Annotated in this window: 17 protein-coding genes; 5 read left to right on the top strand and 12 right to left on the bottom strand. The window is 43.8% G+C overall.

Going from position 1 to position 16,612, the window contains the following annotated elements:
• Positions 1–13 precede the first annotated feature (13 nt).
• Positions 14–235 (top strand): DUF1128 family protein, encoded by a 222-nt coding sequence (locus tag M3180_RS10705; protein ID WP_251667440.1) that lies wholly within the window; start codon positions 14–16, stop codon positions 233–235.
• A gap of 83 nt (positions 236–318) precedes the next feature.
• On the opposite strand, the gene M3180_RS10700 is transcribed toward M3180_RS10705, so the two are convergent.
• From M3180_RS10700 to M3180_RS10685, 4 genes are all read right to left on the bottom strand, one after another.
• On the bottom strand, positions 319–756 hold the full coding sequence (locus M3180_RS10700; RefSeq protein ID WP_251667439.1) for a hypothetical protein: 438 nt from the start codon (positions 754–756) through the stop codon (positions 319–321).
• A 117-nt stretch (positions 757–873) separates the two neighbouring features.
• Positions 874–2,454: a UDP-glucose--hexose-1-phosphate uridylyltransferase gene (locus tag M3180_RS10695; RefSeq protein ID WP_251667438.1), complete on the bottom strand. Its 1,581-nt coding sequence runs from the start codon at positions 2,452–2,454 to the stop codon at positions 874–876.
• 30 nt (positions 2,455–2,484) lie between these two features.
• Positions 2,485–3,471, bottom strand: a complete 987-nt coding sequence (gene galE, locus M3180_RS10690) for a UDP-glucose 4-epimerase GalE (RefSeq protein ID WP_251667437.1) — start codon at positions 3,469–3,471, stop codon at positions 2,485–2,487.
• A 514-nt stretch (positions 3,472–3,985) separates the two neighbouring features.
• The gene (locus M3180_RS10685) at positions 3,986–5,158 is read right to left on the bottom strand and encodes a galactokinase (RefSeq protein WP_251667436.1); all 1,173 of its coding nucleotides are present in this window, start codon (positions 5,156–5,158) and stop codon (positions 3,986–3,988) included.
• Between the two features lie 159 nt (positions 5,159–5,317).
• Between M3180_RS10685 and M3180_RS10680 the strand changes: the two genes are divergently transcribed.
• Together M3180_RS10680 and M3180_RS10675 are read left to right on the top strand one after the other, a co-directional pair.
• Positions 5,318–6,229: an AraC family transcriptional regulator gene (locus M3180_RS10680; RefSeq protein ID WP_251667435.1), complete on the top strand. Its 912-nt coding sequence runs from the start codon at positions 5,318–5,320 to the stop codon at positions 6,227–6,229.
• Positions 6,230–6,264: 35 nt separating this feature from the next.
• The gene (locus M3180_RS10675; RefSeq protein ID WP_251667434.1) at positions 6,265–7,506 is read left to right on the top strand and encodes an NAD(P)/FAD-dependent oxidoreductase; all 1,242 of its coding nucleotides are present in this window, start codon (positions 6,265–6,267) and stop codon (positions 7,504–7,506) included.
• 55 nt (positions 7,507–7,561) lie between these two features.
• Here M3180_RS10675 and M3180_RS10670 read toward each other — a convergent pair whose 3' ends face one another.
• The gene (locus tag M3180_RS10670; RefSeq protein ID WP_251667433.1) at positions 7,562–8,086 is read right to left on the bottom strand and encodes a hypothetical protein; all 525 of its coding nucleotides are present in this window, start codon (positions 8,084–8,086) and stop codon (positions 7,562–7,564) included.
• 210 nt (positions 8,087–8,296) lie between these two features.
• Between M3180_RS10670 and M3180_RS10665 the strand changes: the two genes are divergently transcribed.
• The gene (locus tag M3180_RS10665; protein WP_251667432.1) at positions 8,297–9,478 is read left to right on the top strand and encodes a magnesium transporter CorA family protein; all 1,182 of its coding nucleotides are present in this window, start codon (positions 8,297–8,299) and stop codon (positions 9,476–9,478) included.
• A gap of 351 nt (positions 9,479–9,829) precedes the next feature.
• Here M3180_RS10665 and M3180_RS10660 read toward each other — a convergent pair whose 3' ends face one another.
• Positions 9,830–10,801: a Gfo/Idh/MocA family protein gene (locus tag M3180_RS10660; protein ID WP_349774478.1), complete on the bottom strand. Its 972-nt coding sequence runs from the start codon at positions 10,799–10,801 to the stop codon at positions 9,830–9,832.
• 200 nt (positions 10,802–11,001) lie between these two features.
• On the opposite strand from M3180_RS10660, the gene M3180_RS10655 reads away from it, so the two are divergent.
• Entirely contained in the window at positions 11,002–11,820 is an 819-nt protein-coding gene (locus M3180_RS10655; RefSeq protein WP_251667431.1) for a lipase family protein, read from the top strand.
• Here the strand turns inward: M3180_RS10655 and trhA are convergent.
• The 6 genes from trhA to M3180_RS10625 form a co-directional block, all read right to left on the bottom strand.
• Positions 11,817–12,461: a PAQR family membrane homeostasis protein TrhA gene (gene trhA, locus M3180_RS10650; RefSeq protein ID WP_251667430.1), complete on the bottom strand. Its 645-nt coding sequence runs from the start codon at positions 12,459–12,461 to the stop codon at positions 11,817–11,819. The two genes, M3180_RS10655 and trhA, sit on opposite strands and share 4 nt — an antisense overlap.
• 32 nt (positions 12,462–12,493) lie before the next feature.
• Complete coding sequence (locus tag M3180_RS10645) at positions 12,494–13,207, bottom strand: hypothetical protein (protein WP_251667429.1); 714 nt, start codon at positions 13,205–13,207, stop codon at positions 12,494–12,496.
• 181 nt (positions 13,208–13,388) lie between these two features.
• The gene (locus M3180_RS10640; RefSeq protein WP_251667428.1) at positions 13,389–13,580 is read right to left on the bottom strand and encodes a hypothetical protein; all 192 of its coding nucleotides are present in this window, start codon (positions 13,578–13,580) and stop codon (positions 13,389–13,391) included.
• Between the two features lie 92 nt (positions 13,581–13,672).
• Complete coding sequence (locus M3180_RS10635; RefSeq protein ID WP_251667427.1) at positions 13,673–14,011, bottom strand: LapA family protein; 339 nt, start codon at positions 14,009–14,011, stop codon at positions 13,673–13,675.
• Positions 14,012–14,116: 105 nt separating this feature from the next.
• Positions 14,117–14,626, bottom strand: a complete 510-nt coding sequence (locus M3180_RS10630; protein WP_251667426.1) for a VanZ family protein — start codon at positions 14,624–14,626, stop codon at positions 14,117–14,119.
• Positions 14,623–15,480, bottom strand: a complete 858-nt coding sequence (locus M3180_RS10625; RefSeq protein WP_251667425.1) for a M15 family metallopeptidase — start codon at positions 15,478–15,480, stop codon at positions 14,623–14,625. The genes M3180_RS10630 and M3180_RS10625 overlap by 4 nt, the downstream gene beginning before the upstream one ends.
• Between the last annotated feature and the right edge of the window lie 1,132 nt (positions 15,481–16,612).

Raw genomic sequence — 16,612 nt, 5'->3', positions numbered from 1 at the left:
GAGCGATAATAGGATGAATTTGGAGCAAGCATCTGTAGATAACATGGTATTTATGATTGAGGCAATTAAATCTAAGCTTAAAATGGCTTCTGCAGCAGCAATGCAGGCATCAAGCTTTAATTTGAATAATTACGAGGATATTAAAGACATCTATGAGATCGTTGCATCGAAAGAGAACTTTAGTATTAGTGAAGTTGAAGCACTCGTATCCGAGCTAGGAAAGCTCCGTAAATAGTAAAAAGACTGTAGCGGTTGATCCTCCGTATTGTTATCGAATGGCGTACGTATCGAGGCTCATCATACTGCTACAGTCTTTTTTTATGCTAATTCTGTTTTATTGTCACTTTCACTCATGACTATGGATAGTTTTACACTGACATTTTTAGCTTCGCCCTTAAGAAAATAAGCAATCCGTTCTAATTTTTCAGCAAGCTCTGTTCCTGTAATCGTTGTGTTGAGTTGAAAATTGAAGTGATCGCTCAAGCTGTTAGACTGTTCATTGAAAGTTCGCCATACTCCATCCGCACCTAACCGCTGATTATCAGCCTGAGGATAAAATTTGTCAGACTTATTAACAACACGCTCATATATGCGTAACTTTTTTAATAGCATATAGTATTGAGCTGAGTGCTTAAAGTTCCACGCTTCTCTTATGTCCTTCAATGTATATTTCATTTTCCAGCGCTTGAGTTTTTCTACCTGCTCATCTGAATCAAGTTTCAAGAAATCTTCTAATGGCAGCATTTTTTCAACCATTACAGCCCCTCCACAATCGACATTTACTTATATTATTATATAGAAAATACCACAATCCATATTTAATTACAATAAAAAATTCCCATTTGTTGCTATCAAATGGGAATTTTTTGTCAATTAATTCAATTGTTCATGAAAGTTTAAAGAATATATAAATCGTTTAAATGCTTTTTGACCTTCTACCGTTCGTTTATAAACTCCTGCATCCTTCAGTACATCTAGGAATTTGGCACCAGTCTGCTCCTCAACAAGCTGCTGTGCAGCTTGCTCGGACAAGTCTGTTCCATGCAGCTCTGCTAGTGACGCAATCCACTCAGCATGCTTATAAAGTGGATGCTCCACAGCTTTTGCTGCTTCTATTCCATCAGTGCTTCCGCTGCTAAGAATCGATGCTATCTGTGCCAGCTCTTCCTTTAAGCGACCAGGAAGCACTGCTAATCCCATCACTTCAATTAATCCAATGTTTTCCTTTTTTATATGGTGCAAATGCTTATGCGGATGGAAGATTCCGTCTGGATGCTCTTCACTTGTACGATTGTTGCGAAGCACAAGATCAAGCTCAAATTCTCCGCTAGAAAGCAAGCGTGCAATCGGTGTAATCGTGTTATGAGGCACTTGTTCTCCATTTTGTTCAGAGAATGCGTAAATATCCGCTGCCGGATCGCTATATGCGCGCCATGCATCTAGAATAGCTGCAGCCAACGCTTTAAGCTCTTCCTTCGATTGGCTTTGCAGACGAATGACCGACATTGGCCATTTTACTATGCCAAGCTTAACAGCTGAGTAAGCCTCTGATGTGAAGCTTGCTTCCATTGCTGCTGTTTCCATAGGGAAAACATGCTTGCCTGCTTGGAAATGATCATGAGATAAAATAGAGCCTCCCACAATTGGCAGGTCGGCATTAGAGCCGATAAAATAATGCGGAAACTGCTCAACAAAATCAAGCAAGCGTGCCATCGAGCTATGGGTAACCGCCATCGGTTCGTGCGCACCCTTGAACACAATACTATGCTCGTTATAGTAAACATACGGCGAATATTGCAAGTGCCATTCCTCGTTCTGTAGCGTCAAAGGAATCGTGCGATGGTTCTGCCTTGCCGGATGGTTGACTCGACCAGCATAATTAACATTTTCAACGCAAAGCAAGCATTTTGGGTATTTAGCCGGCGGAAGCGTCTTTAACAATGCAATTTCCTTTGGGTCCTTTTCTGGCTTCGATAGGTTGATCGTCATTTGCAGATCACCGTACTCCGTAGCATGCAGCCAGTTCGGATTTTTTGCAATTCGATCCATTCGGATATAATTGCTGTCGATGCTAAGCTTATAGAACATATTCGTTGCTGCTTCTACGCCTTGTTCCTTCATAAGCTGGTTGAAGCTTGCAATAAGCTCTGAAGGTCGAGGTACGAATATCCCCATAATTTTGGCATCAAGCAAATCACGATATGTGAGTGTATTCTCAGGTATAAGTCCGATGCTGTAGCCGTAATCCAGCAGCTGCTCCAAAGGATCGATCGGAGATGTCAGCTGCTCTGCTGGAACCTCCCCATCAAAGGGCTCATCAAAGCTGAACAAATCCAGCAGTGCATTGGTTGCATAATGTTTGTCGGCAGCTTTAATTAGCTGCTGCTGTTCGGCGAATTGAACTAGGCGAGCAATTTGCAACTGCGCCTGCTCTGCTGCTCCTTGTGCTGTCATAATTAATTCCCCTTCCTTCTTGACGTAATATTACTTGCTGTAGCCGTTAGGGTGGTTAAGATGCCAGCTCCAAGCACTTGCAATAATTTCTTTCAAATTGCTGCGTGAAGGATTCCAGCCAAGCTCTTCACGTGCACGGCTTGACGATGCGATAAGTACCGCTGGATCTCCCGCACGACGTTGTTCCATAACAACTGGGATCTCACGACCAGTTACTTCACGTGCGATGTCGATTACCTCTTTTACAGAGAAGCCATTGCTGCTTCCAAGATTGTAAATGGCACTATCCTTGCCTGCACGCAAAGCATCAAGCGCAAGCACGTGTGCATCTGCCAGATCGCTTACATGAATGTAATCGCGGATACATGTACCATCCTCAGTAGCATAGTCATCACCAAACACAGAAATATGTGGACGCTTGCCTAGTGCTGCTTCAAGCACGATAGGAATAAGATGCGTTTCTGGATCATGCGCTTCACCAATTTTACCGCTCGCATGTGCACCCGCAGCGTTAAAGTAGCGAAGTGAAATATACTTCACTTCATGGGCAACATCGAACCAACCCATCATCTTCTCCATAGCGAGCTTCGTTTCACCATAAGCATTCGTAGGTGCTGTGCGATCATATTCGTCGATAGGCACATTTTCTGGCTCGCCGTACGTCGCTGCAGTCGAGGAGAAGACGATTTTCTTCACGCCATATTCATTCATTTTTTCAAGCAGGCAAAGCGTTCCGTACACGTTGTTGTGATAGTATTTGCCTGGCACCTTCATGCTTTCGCCAACAAGAGAGTTTGCTGCGAAATGAATAACCGCATCGATTTGATTTTCGCTGAACAGCTTATCAAGCGTCTCGCCATCTCTCAAATCCCCAACATACAGCTTGCCGCCTAAAAGCGCTTCTCGATGGCCTTGCTGTAAATTATCAATGACTACAATCTCCTCACCGCGTTCTTGCAAAGCAGCAACCGTGTGAGAACCGATATAACCTGCACCACCAGTAACTAAAACCGCCATGATAACATCTCCCTCAATTTTTTATATATAAAAACGTGTCTTACTATTCTTAATAGAGACTCGCGACTTGTAAGCGAGTCCCGCTTCGTAGTCATTACTCAAAAGGAACTTCAACTTCCAATAAAGGTTCAAAATGTGGGCTTTCAGGACGAAGTTGCATCGTCATCAAAGTCCGCAATTTTGAACTACATCTTCAAAAAAGGTTCAAATGCGGGCTTTCAGATCCGAGAAGCTTGGACGCTAGTAGAAAATGAGTAGCGCAGCGTACGTTAGTTGGTACGTGAGCAACGGAGTTTTCGCTTGCGTTCAAGATTCGATGTCGACTATGCTGCGTTAGCATAATCATCGATATCAAAGTCCGCAAGCGGGCTTTCAGGACCAAGAAGATGGGACGATACTAGAAACCGAGGAGCGCAGCGTACGTTATTGGTACGTGAGCACCGGAGGTTTCGGTAGCGTTCCATATTCGCCGTCGATTAAGCTACAACGCAACACATCGTCATCAAAGTCCGCTCTAGGAGAGCTGTTCTACGCCGTTTCCGATAGAGCACACATAAAACTCCGCCACCAACCCCGTTTTCTCTGTATACTCCTTACCAACCTGCTCCTTAAACTGCTCGATGGAATCCTCATGAACAAGAGATACAGTACAGCCTCCAAAGCCAGCTCCTGTCATACGCGCGCCTAATACGCCGTTAACTTTACGAGCTGCGTCAACCATAGCATCCAATTCAGCTCCAGTAACTTCGTACAAGTCACGCAGCGAATCATGTGATCCGTTCATTAATTGACCGAATTGCTCGAGATCATTTTGTTTTAGTGCGTCCATTGATTTCAACACACGATCAATTTCCTCAACGACATGCTGTGCGCGCTTAAGCACAACCTCATCCTTAATATGATGCTTTGAGGCGTTAAATTGATCTAGCGATAGCTGACCGAGCAACGTTAGCTCAGGATGAGCCTGACGTAGATCCTGTACTGCTTGCTCACATTGAGCACGACGTTCATTGTAAGCTGAATCAACTAGACCACGACGTTTGTTCGTATTACCGATAACAAGCTTGTAGCTGCCGGATTGGAATGGTACAAGATCATACTCCAACGTATCGCACATTAACAATATCGCATGATCCTTTTTGCCGTTTGCTACAGCAAATTGATCCATAATTCCGCATTTCACACCATTAAATTCGTTCTCTGATTTTTGTGCCATTAATGCGATCTTCACAGTATCCACTGGTTGCTTCTCAAGCGTAAGCAGCGCGAATGCAGTAACAACTTCGATCGATGCAGAGGAAGATAATCCAGCGCCGTTAGGAATTTCACCGTGGAACAACAGATCATATCCTGAGCTGAATACGACTCCCTGCTGATGAAGCTCATTTACGATCCCCTTAGGGTAGTTCATCCAATCATCGGCTTCGTCATAAACTACTTTTTTCACGCTCAGTACACTAGTGCTTGGGAAATTTGTAGAAGCTAGTCCTAGACCTTTATCCTCTCTTTTGCGAACCACTAGCGTCGTACCGAACGTCAATGCCGCCGGAAACACATAGCCTCCGTTATAATCTGTATGCTCTCCTATTAAGTTAACACGACCTGGTGCGTGGAACACATGAATGTCTTGCTCGGAAGCTCCAAAGCGTTTTACAAATTCATTTTTCAACTCTTGAATATTCGCCATGAATCGTACCATCCTTTACAACAATGTTATTGTAGATCTTGCTTTTATTATAGACATTAAACTTATTTAACTAAATGGTTACAAGTGAAATATGTATGGACTAATGTGACTTTACACATCATTTCAATACGGTACAATGTACATAAGGAGGGGTTATCAATGTTCCATACCTCATTCAATCGACCAGAGGAGCAGCCACCAGATAAGCAGGCTGTCTATAAACCAGAAAGCTATCGAGTTGCTTCTAATCCAAGCATGGAGCAAAACGGCAGCCTGCATGTACTGTTCGCAGGCGAAAGTCAGACACTTCCCAACCACCGGCTTGGTCCTAAAGTATATAGCTTTTACCTTATGCACATTGTTCTAAGTGGACGTGGCAGCTATGTGACGGAGCATGAGCGCTATCAACTCAAGGCAGGTGATACCTTCCTCATTCGCCCCAATCAGCTCATATCCTATGAATCGGACGCAAATGAACCGTGGCAATACCGATGGGTAGCGTTCACTGGCGATGTGGCTGATCAGCTCGTTGCACTTGCAGGGTTTCAGCCCACTTGTGAAGTTGTATCCTTAGATGATTATACCCATACAGCCTCCAGCTATCAGCAAATACTAGAAGCGTTTCGCGAAGGTCATGTGACTTCATCTATACGAGCATCAGGCTTGCTCCAGCTTATAATGTCAGACTACGGAAAGAAGCAGCTCCCAGAAGCTCAGCTGCTGCCAAGCTCATCTCGTGCAGAGCAGCAGCTTCATAAACAAATGGTGCACTATCTGACATCACAGTATACACATCCCGTCAGCATTGAGCATATGGCAGAAGCATTTGGCTATAATCGTGCCTATTTATCGAGATTGTTCAAGCAGAAGGTCGGCATGCCTCCGAGCACCTTCTTACTTAATTTGCGCCTTGATCATGCAAGACATTTGCTGAGAGAACGACCTGAGCTTACGATTGAACAGGTATCTGCCTCAGTAGGCATTCAAGATGCGCTTTACTTTTCTAAGCAATTCCGGAAAGCCTATCAGCAATCACCTACATCTTATCGAAAACAAGTATTAGAAGACTGATCACCAAGGCATACTAATTCCGAGGTGATTCCCTTATGAAAGAGCTTCATACAGGAGCTAATTACTGGAACACATATACGACAGGCGATACAGAGTGGCCTACTCTACGTGAGTCGCTCCGAACGAAAGTGTTAATTATTGGTGGCGGTATGTCTGGCCTACTTACTGCGTTTAAGCTGCATGAGCAAAATATCGAATGTGTTCTAGTTGAAGGGAAGGAAATATCGGAAGGTAGTTCACTGGCAAGCACAGGCTTGCTGCAATATTGTAGTGATCTTATGCTGCATGAGCTTCGTAAAATGATTGGTAGGCAAGAAGCTGATTTGTTTTATAGAAGCTGCTTCCGTGCAATTGATGAAGTTAGAAGAATCGCATCCCTGCTGCAGCAAGAAGTAGGAGATTGCCAGCTACAATCACGATCGAGCATGCAATATTGCTCGGATCTAAAGGATATTGATAAACTGCAAAAGGAATATGAAGCTTTGTCTAGCATTGATCTTCCTTGTGAGCTGTGGGATCAGTATATCATTGAGCAGCACTTTCCATTTTCGAAGCGGCTTGCCCTAGTCACGCATCAAGATGCTGAAATCAATCAGCATTTATTCGTCATCAGGCTCGCTCAATATTTAAGCCAACGAGGGATAAAGCTGTTTGAGCATTCTAGGGCATCGTCAATTCGGCAGCATAACAAAGGAGCTTTCTCTGTTCTTATCAATGATCAGTATACAATTGAAGCTGAATATATCATCCATGCCGTTGGCTACCATTCTGAGCAGCTACAGCTCACGGAATTAAATGTTAAGTCTAATCGTTCATATGTCGTTGTTACAGAGCCTATTGCTGATCTTAGCAGCTGGTATAATGGGATGCTGCTGTGGGAAACCGCAAGGCCATATTTGTATGCGCGAACCACCCCCGATTCCCGTGTAATCATCGGCGGTCTGGATGAAACCTCATCCAAGCTTGATCGAGACAAGCCTTCCAATAACAGACATATCGATAGGCTGCTCGCAAAGCTTAACGAGCTCTTCCCTTCCTTTCATGCTGCTGCCTATCAAAGCTGGAATGCGTACTTTTACGAACCACAGGATGGCTTACCTTATATTGGATTAGATCCTTCCAATTCAAAGCATGTGTACATTTTAGGCTATGGAGGCAACGGAACGATTTACAGCATGCTTGGCGCAATGCTTGCCGTGCCGATCGTGCTAGGCAATGAAAATACTGCCGAGCATGAGCTGCTCTCAATGCTTTCACTTTCCAGACTTTCTAGATAACTAAAAAATCCTTTGCCTTTACTCCCGTTAACAAGGAATAGAGGCAAAGGCTTCATTATTCATTAATCAACACTTCAGCTGCACCAGCATCTGGAACGTGCTGCTCTCGTTCGTCAGCAAAACCAAGGCTTAATTGATTGAACAAGCCTGAGTCATTCGCCTCCTCCTCTATGCAGACGACACATTGCCCAGCGCGAAGCGCAAGTAAACAACGATGAGCAGTCTCCTCTGTTAAGCCATATTCCATCAGTGACAGAACACCGTGCTCTTGTTCAAAATCCTGCTGAACAATACCCGGAATACCACCAAGTGGCACCTGTAGAGTAGTTTGTGGTGTGAAGAACGGCACAATAAATCCTTCATCTGCGCGTTCAATAAGGTCATCCTGTCCTCGATTGGCAGCGGCAATTTCACTTAACAAATCAATATGAATGGCTGTTTCTGCATTTAGCAGACGGCTATGCTCGACATTAGATACAATTACCCGCAGCTGATTAGCTGGAACTCCGCTGTTCTCCAAGGCCCTTAATCCTTCCGCACAATCATGCTCGCTATTATATAGCAGAACTTTTGTAATCATTTCTAAACCTCCTCATACATATAACCATTTCATTGTTGTTATTCCCCATTTGCTTATAGATCACTCACAAACGAAGGGAATTGTCGAATATTCAGAGATTAGTTCTAATCATGTATTATTTGACTGTTATAGTTGTGCCATGTTTTCGGTTACGCTATGATGTTAAGTAGATGTTTGTACGCACGTGATAAAAAGGAGGTTGCAGATCCGTTGATCCATCGAAATCTTCGTTATATGACGGGCTGGGAATGGCATGTTCTGCAGCTAAAGCATATTTCCGTTGCTACGCAGCGAAGGCAGCAGCAATCCAGTACCAGATCGATAGCGGCTTCCTTACAAGAATCAGATGAACGCTATATGAATGAGAAACAAGAGCTCATTCAAGCTTATCCTGAAGCTGCAGTTTGGATTAATGACAGCTATGAACGATTTACGAATAATATATTAATCAAAAAAATTGACGGTTACGGATCAGTTGTACAAGGGACGATTATTGTACAGCTGTCTAAGGATGTGACCGATACGACTCCCTTTCATTTTTGGCTTTCGGAAACAAAGCTTTTAACCATGCATCGAGACGCTCGGATCTCACTGCGTCTTCAACAATTCCATTTGCTTGAAGATTATGAGCGCTGCTCCAATGCACCTGAAGCCTTCTTTCTTATGCTAGGCACACTGCTTGAGAGCATACATATCGGCTTAGATCAGTTTGAAGAAAGATTAGGCGAGCTGGAACGTGACATGAAGGATCGTAATCGCAAGGATTTACTGGAGATCATTATTGAGCGTCGCTATGATTTGCTTCATTATAGTCATTTGTATTTACCGATACGCGAGCTAGAGGGTCTTGCAAAGGAAGCCTTTTTGGAGTTGTTAACAGCGAGCGAGGGCTATTCTCGCATTCAATACCGGCTGCAGCGAATTGATCATTTGCTAAAGCATTATGCTATTGAAATCGATACGCTTATCTCTGTAGATGATGCGTTATCTAATTTTCGTGGCAATGAAATTATCCGTACGCTTACGATTTTCACAGCCATTTGCTTGCCAGCAACCATTATTGGTGCGATCTGGGGCACAAACTTTATAGATCTGCCGTTTAAGCAAGAGCCGCTAGGCTTCCTCTATATGGTTGGGGCAATCCTGATATTAACTGGATTTATTTATTTCCTGCTTTGGCGGAAGGGCTGGACTGGCGATATTCTTGACACGCATTCAAAACGAAAAAATATAAAGCAGCATAAGCTCAATGAGATGATTTTAGATAAGCATGCCATGGAAGAGCAGCAGGCGCTACCTTCTCGGAAGCATAGAGGAAAACAAAAGCTTAAGCGAGAGGTTAAGCAGGAGCAGGTGGTGGACGGCCCGCTACCATCAAGAAAACGCAAATAGATAGAGGATGGTTCAAAAGCACGACTTTGATGACGAAGCTCGGCGCTGTAGCTTAATCGGCGGCGAATATGGGGTTCAACCGTGAACTCCATTGCTCACGTACCAACTAACGTACGCTGTGCTACTCGTTCTCTAGTTTTACCTCATCTTCTTGGTCCTGAAAGCCGAGCGTTTGAAACCTTCATTGGAATTGGGTAGGTTCAAAAGCACGACTTAGATGACGAAGCTCGGCGCTGTAGCCTAATCGGCGGAGAATAATCTCCATGTAAAAAACAAAAAGGTGGTACAGAAATTCTCTGTGCCACCTTTTGTTTATATGAGGGGTAAGTTCTTATTGATTCTACCTTGCACTTATAGCTTAATGACTTGTCCGCTTAGAGCGGATGCATTGGCTGCCATGGTTACTCGGTGTGTTTTACAAGCATCCTCATAGCTAGAGCGAATTAACGAGGTATCGCCTGTTTTTACCGCATGTAAAAATGCTTCCATTTGTTTCTCATACGGATTGCTTTTATTTTTATATTCAATCACCGTTGCAGCTGTAAAATCCTTTACTCCGCCATGACTAATTTCAAGCTTCCCTTCATTCGTGTAGAAATGAAGCCCTGCTTGTTCACCAGCAGGTATAATACAGGTGTTGCTAATCGTTGCAATCATTCCACCCTCAAGCTTCAACGTCACCGTACCTGCATCTGCAACGTTCGCATTTGCGTCCTGTGAGCTTAGAATCCCTTCGTGATAAGCAGCATATACCTCAGTTACTTCACCAGCAATATAGCGCAACAGATCGACGATATGCGTTGTCTGCTCAACAAATTGACCGCCTGAACGTTCTTGTCTGCGCCACCAAGTTCCTCCTGGCGCTCCGCCCATCCAGTAACCCAATGCTAGTGCAAGCTGCCTGTTAGCTAGCAGCTCCTGCGCTCGATCCGTTCCATCCATATATCTAAAATGATAGCCGACAGATGTAATAAGGCCTCTCGCCCTTATTGCCTCCAATAGCTGTTCAGGTAGCTCAGCTTCACTGTACAATGGTTTTTCCACTAGAAACGGTATACCGCGCTCGATGCATTGCTGCTCAAAGTTACCTCGTGCGAACGGTGGTGTGCATATATAAACCGCATCTAAGGAATGCGCATCCAGCATTTGCTGAACATCCCCATACCCCTTTGCATTTGGAAGCTTTGCTGCGAACGCTTCTGCCTTTTCCTGGGAGCTGGCAGTTACAGCTTGCAGCTCAACATCCTTATGCTGTGTCAACAGCTTTGCATGCATATCTCCAAACCAGCCTGTACCGATTAATCCAACTTTAAGTGTCATCATTTCCCCTCCGTATTGTCATTTTATCGATAAAGCTCATGCTGTATGTACGTACTTCATGCTCCCACTATTATAGCGAACACTTCAAAAAAATGTCTATGTCGCGCTGCACTTACTTTAATTCTTTCAACTCAGCAGTTACCCATTCAATAGTATCTACATACTATATAGTCTACTTACCACATATGATCGGAGGGGACATCATGGTGAACGGGCAATCTCAACGTATCATTCAGGAGCCAAATTATCAAAGCGCATTATTTCTTGCTGCGATATGCAGCCAAACGTACATTCAATTTGCCAATAAAGAAACGGGGGCATTCATTAAGCCGGATCAATATGAATTAGTTGGTTCGATAGTCACTTCTGAGCTCGGAATCGAAAATGATCGTTATGGATTTGTACTTGCCTCCGAGCAAAATGCAATTCTTGCGTTCCGCGGAAGCAGTACTTCGATGGATTGGGTGCATGATTTCATTGCTCAGCAGACAGAATATTTCCCAATAAAAAATGCCGGTTTAACCCATAAGGGCTTCACCGACATTTATTACAAGCTCCGGCCACAGGTCATGGAGCTGCTGAGCGAGCTAGATCCTTCTCTGCCGCTCTATATTACTGGACATAGCTTAGGTGGTGCCTTGGCAACTCTCGCTGCGCTTGATATCGCCACCTATATGCCGTTTCAAGGCCCAATCGTCTATACATTCGGCGCTCCACGAGTTGGCGATCCTGCCTTTGTCAAAGCATATAACTATACCGTTCCACTGCACTGGCGTTTTCAAAATAAGTACGATATTGTGCCTCATCTTCCAACGCTGGTCTATCATTCGCCTCAAACCGATGAGACCTACTTCTATCTTCATGTTAAAGGCGAGGTACAACGAAATTTCCGCCATGGATCCGTAGCATCCAATCACATCATGGATAGCTATTTTCACGATTTAGCCTCAGATATGCCAGATGTTGCGAACGCAATCTGCTCTAGCCCTCTCGGTTTTTGTCCAGGTGAAGCTGAGGATTAAGCTGGCAGCACGTACAGTAGTATTGAAAAGAAATGAACAATCGTGCCTGCCAGCACAAACAAATGCCATACTGCATGATGATAGGGAAAGCTGCGCCACATATAAAAAACGGTACCAACTGTATATAGCACGCCGCCAATGACAAGCAAAGTTAAGCCTTGAGGATCAAAATGATTTGCAAGCCTATTCCAAGCAAAAACGATGCACCATCCCATTAATATATACAGAATGGTCGATGTAAATAAAAACCGATTAGCGAACATTGATTTGAATACAATACCGCAGACGGTTAAGCCCCATACCACTCCGAACAGCACCCAGCCCAGTGTACCTTGTACGATATGAAACAATATTGGCGTATACGTGCCGGCAATAAAGATATAAATGCATGAATGATCAAGTGATTCAAATACCCGCTTAGCCTTGCCTTCTGGAAAGCTGTGTACGAGCGTGGAAGCCGTATACAGCAGCACCATGGATGTGCCGTAGATGGTAAAGCTTACAACATGCAGGGCGGTCCCCTTCATCACTGCAAATACAATAAGCAGAACAAGTGCAGCAATACTTAACAGCACACCGATTCCGTGTGTTATCGCATTTGCTATTTCTTCACCCTTCGTATAGGTGTGTGTATTAGCCACTCTTTCACTTCCTAACTAACAAACTATATTAATTAAGTAAGTGTAGCGGATAACAACCAATCATTCAAGCAACCGTCGATGCGCTGTAACGTCTTATCTAGATTGCAGCTGCTCAGTTCATCTGTAAACGGAGTGGTGTGCCTAAAGTAATCCGCATGGCCTCCTATTGTATTCACGCCAACGATCATTCCTGGTGCGTACTTTTTAGTATCCCATTGTGGCATTGGCAGCCGATCTTGGCGAATCGTCCATCCACCCCAGCTGCCCAGCTTCGTTATAGGATCTTTATATTTTCCGTCCTCATCGACCGAATGAATATAGCTCACATTTTGTTTGAGCGGGGGAATAATCCGTGTTTTCGGAGAACCAACTTGGATTACTTTTGTTTCAATCGGCAAGCGATCCTCATATATTTTTCTTGCGATTTGATACGCGGCTACCCCACCCCCACTATGCCCAATCAACAGCAGCTTTCTTGAATCGGTATATGGCTCGATTCTTTTCCATACCTTTCTTCCACCAATTCCAGCATTGTACGCATATGTTGATAGGTCAGCACGTACCTCCATCAATTGCAATAGTAAGTTTCGTTCCATCTCACCATATGGAAATAACATCTCGATATCTGGTGTAATGCCTTTTTCTTGAAGCTTGTGCTGCAAGCGCTGCTGCAATGTATGGAATGCGCTCGGACTCGTCTTTACACCAGCTAGTAAAAATACTTTTAATGATTGACTAGCTTGCATCTGTCTTCCTCCGAATGTGTTAGTATATAAGGTTGGTTTAAGCATAGTTACATTATGCTGGCTATAGCAAAAAATAATGCAAACAGACGACTAGAAAATAATTTCCTGTCGCCTAGAGAAACAAAAAAACGCCCATACAGGGCGTCTTATTGTGCTGCAAGAGGGCCATCCATACGTTTCATTAAACGCCCATTTTCTTGCGCTGATTGTTAACCTTTTTTGTATTTTGGCTTACTAATTTTTTTGTCCCTGTAGACTGATGCTGCTTTCCTTGCAATCCTTGCTGTTGCTGCTTACGTGCAGCTAAAAGCTGTTTTGCGCGTTCAGCCTGACTAATCGCTTTTTGTTCTTCTTGTTCAGATTGTTGTGACAATTACAACACCTACCTTTTAGGCAACTATGCCTTTATTGTACAATACTTATAGCCTTTAAATAAAGCGAACAATGTGGCAAACATTTAATTTTTTATTTTTCATTTTGCTGCTCGTCTGTATGTATTTCTAATTTTTCGTCCTCAGATACGACCATTGGACTTTCGATCACTTCCACTTCATCAGTTTGCTGCTTCTCCAGCTGCTTCTCTAACTGCTTCACTTTACGCTGCAATACAAAAACGCGGAACATCCCAAGCGAACCAACAGCTAGTCCACCAAATAAAGTAGATATCATAATAACGAGAATTAACGGCGTGCTCGTTGAGCCAAATAAGTAATTAACCTCTACGGCTTCTACATTAATAACAGCAAAGATGGCTATAATAAGCGCAAATAACAAGCCAACAATTAATGTCCACTGACTTTTCATATCAAATCCCTCCTGCTATTAGATTCTCACACATTAAGCAGTACGTAAAGTATCCCGCTTCAATATATTGTAAGCTATGCAGGCCAGATTCATACACTTAAGCATTTAGCGCAGTAAGCCAAATACTTTCTTAAAAGGGGCGACTAGCTTGACGACTCTTGTTCCAGCAGTGATAAGGATAGCACCGAGCAGCCCGCCTGCTGTATTGAGGATAAGATCATCAACATCGAATGAGCCCATCATAAATAGCAGCTGCATCGTTTCCAGAGACAGACTTATAATGAAGGAGACAAAAGCTGCATTCGCTAAGTGCTCCTTTTTAGATAATAGTGCAATGATGATTCCGGTCGGAGCAAAGATCGCAATATTGCCGTAGAGATTAAGCCACTGCATCAACGCTAAATTTCCAGATAAGCTTTGCTTAATGGTGTGCAGCGGAACAAAGTTTGCCATTTCTATTCGACCAGATAACAGTGCAGGACGTTCCAGCAGCAGCTTCACTTGTTGATAAATGACATCTAGCTGTGGCAGCGACATCTTAAATAATATAATGACAAGCAGCACGTAGAGATTTACCAGAAGGGCTATATATAGCAGCATTCTCCATGCCTTCATCTTAATCTCTCCCTTGTTGTTACAATGATACCACCCACATTATCACCAGAGATCTCATAATCTGCATGAGGTTCAATCTTAATCGTAAGCTGTGGTTCATAATTATAATGTGTAATGGTATAGGTTTCGTCGCCTGTATTAACCGTAAGCTGCCCCTCATCAGCTAAAAATTCAATATATTCCTCTAGCACAAGGTCACGCTCCTGCATAATTAAGCTGTGTGGAAGTCCTACATAACGGAAATGCCACGGCTCATAACCAATGCCTGTAATATGCTGCTTATGCTCTGGATACCGCAATATAAAGCCGTAGGCTGCCCCATGCTGCTGCAGCCATTTGCCTTCTGGTGCAACCTCCATCTTCGACATCGTTGAGCTAATATCAAGCGCTAGGCCGCTGTTATGCTCGCTGTAACCAGCAGGTAAAGCATACACACTGCCAACCTCCTCGTATAGCTGCGCTTGATGCTCCAGACTGCGATAACCGCTCGTAATTAAAAATTGATTGATATTGTCATCATGTGCTGCATTCATCATTTCATGAAATGCAGCTAGCATGTTTTGTGAAAGCTTTACCTCATCGCTGGACAGCGAATAGCCATGGTCTAAGGCTTGCTCTCGATTAATGGTGATAAGATCGCTAGCAATCCCCTTGGGGTCAAGCTGATTCTGTGCGTTAATAAGGAGCAGATTACCGATCTTCATCTGCTCCTCATCGATTTCAACAACAGTATATCCCCCATCCTTTTGCTCTTGGATAGTTTCAGATTTAATCTCCAGCTTATCCTTTTGAAGCTGCTGACCAACGATGACAATAATAATAAAAACTGCTAATATGAAAAACCACTTTTTCATTATTGAGTTGCTCTCCTTCTTTTACTAAAGTATCCACAGTATAGTGAAAACTCTTTAATAAAAAAGCGGGTTAATTCTTAAGAGTTTCTTAAAAGAACCGTTCAGCGCTTTGCTACATATCTCCAACGCTTAAACATTCCTACGGAATGAGGGGCGCTTTTGGTGATATGTAGCAAAAGCTGAAGCATTTTTTTGCACGCGTGTGCTGCGTCCTTCATGATTTTAGGGCTGAATCGGAGCAGCATTTGTATACCAGCGCTCCGCATTCAATGTCTCCATCGCTTAACATTCTCACGGAATGAGGGGCGCTGATGGGACATTGAGCGGAGCTGAAGCTGCTTCCTTACAAGTGTGTGCTACGTTCGCCATCGAATACGCTACAAAGAAACAGCATCGTCATCAAAGCCGGCTATTTGAACCGACCTATTCCAATGAGGGGTTCAAAAGTTCGGCTTTCAGGACCAAGAAGATGGGACGATACTAGAAACCGAGGAGCGCAGCGTACGTTAGTTAGTACGTGAGCACCGGAGGGTTCGGTAGCGTCACATATTCGCCGCCGATTAAGCTACCATGAAGCAACATCGTCATCAAAGTCGGGCTTTTTGAACTTCCGCTCGCTTCGCTGTATATCTCCAACGCTTAAACATTCCTACGGAATGAGGGGCGCTTTTGGTGATATGTAGCAAAAGCTGAAGCATTTTTTTGCACGCGTGTGCTACGTCCTTCATGATTTGAGGGTTTAATCGGAGCTGCATTAGTATGTCAGCGCTCAACATTCAATGTCTCCATCGCTTAACATTCTCACGGAATGAGGGGCGCTGATGGGACATTGAGCGGAGCTGAAGCTCTTTCCTTGCAAGCAAGTACTCCTCGCCTTTCGATTCACGTCGACTATGCTACAACGCAACACATCGTCATCAAAGCTGAACTTTTGAACCGACATCTTCCAATAAGGGTTCAAATGTTCGGCTTTCAGGACCAAGAAGATGAGGTAAAACTAGAGAACGAGTAGCGCAGCGTACATTCTTGGTACGTGAGCAACGGAGTTCTCGGTTGAACCTCATATTCGCCGTCGAATACGCTACAAAGAAGCAACATCGTCATCAAAGCTGAACTTTTGAACCGACATCTT

Source organism: Paenibacillus camelliae, assembly GCF_023715345.1.
Classification (GTDB): Bacteria; Bacillota; Bacilli; order Paenibacillales; family Paenibacillaceae; genus Pristimantibacillus; species Pristimantibacillus camelliae.
Note: the sequence above shows the minus strand (reverse complement) of the source record. Positions and strands in the feature narration are given on the sequence as shown.

Bases quoted from the DNA above. Each gene is read 5' to 3' on its own strand.
- M3180_RS10700 (WP_251667439.1), bottom strand. From the start codon at position 756: ATGGTTGAAAAAATGCTGCCATTAGAAGATTTCTTGAAACTTGATTCA.
- M3180_RS10695 (WP_251667438.1), bottom strand. From the start codon at position 2,454: ATGACAGCACAAGGAGCAGCAGAGCAGGCGCAGTTGCAAATTGCTCGC.
- galE (WP_251667437.1), bottom strand. From the start codon at position 3,471: ATGGCGGTTTTAGTTACTGGTGGTGCAGGTTATATCGGTTCTCACACG.
- M3180_RS10705 (WP_251667440.1), top strand. From the start codon at position 14: ATGAATTTGGAGCAAGCATCTGTAGATAACATGGTATTTATGATTGAG.
- M3180_RS10635 (WP_251667427.1), bottom strand. From the start codon at position 14,011: ATGAAAAGTCAGTGGACATTAATTGTTGGCTTGTTATTTGCGCTTATT.
- M3180_RS10685 (WP_251667436.1), bottom strand. From the start codon at position 5,158: ATGGCGAATATTCAAGAGTTGAAAAATGAATTTGTAAAACGCTTTGGA.
- M3180_RS10675 (WP_251667434.1), top strand. From the start codon at position 6,265: ATGAAAGAGCTTCATACAGGAGCTAATTACTGGAACACATATACGACA.
- M3180_RS10660 (WP_349774478.1), bottom strand. From the start codon at position 10,801: ATGATGACACTTAAAGTTGGATTAATCGGTACAGGCTGGTTTGGAGAT.
- M3180_RS10670 (WP_251667433.1), bottom strand. From the start codon at position 8,086: ATGATTACAAAAGTTCTGCTATATAATAGCGAGCATGATTGTGCGGAA.
- M3180_RS10625 (WP_251667425.1), bottom strand. From the start codon at position 15,480: ATGAAAAAGTGGTTTTTCATATTAGCAGTTTTTATTATTATTGTCATC.
- M3180_RS10645 (WP_251667429.1), bottom strand. From the start codon at position 13,207: ATGCAAGCTAGTCAATCATTAAAAGTATTTTTACTAGCTGGTGTAAAG.
- M3180_RS10655 (WP_251667431.1), top strand. From the start codon at position 11,002: ATGGTGAACGGGCAATCTCAACGTATCATTCAGGAGCCAAATTATCAA.
- M3180_RS10680 (WP_251667435.1), top strand. From the start codon at position 5,318: ATGTTCCATACCTCATTCAATCGACCAGAGGAGCAGCCACCAGATAAG.
- M3180_RS10630 (WP_251667426.1), bottom strand. From the start codon at position 14,626: ATGAAGGCATGGAGAATGCTGCTATATATAGCCCTTCTGGTAAATCTC.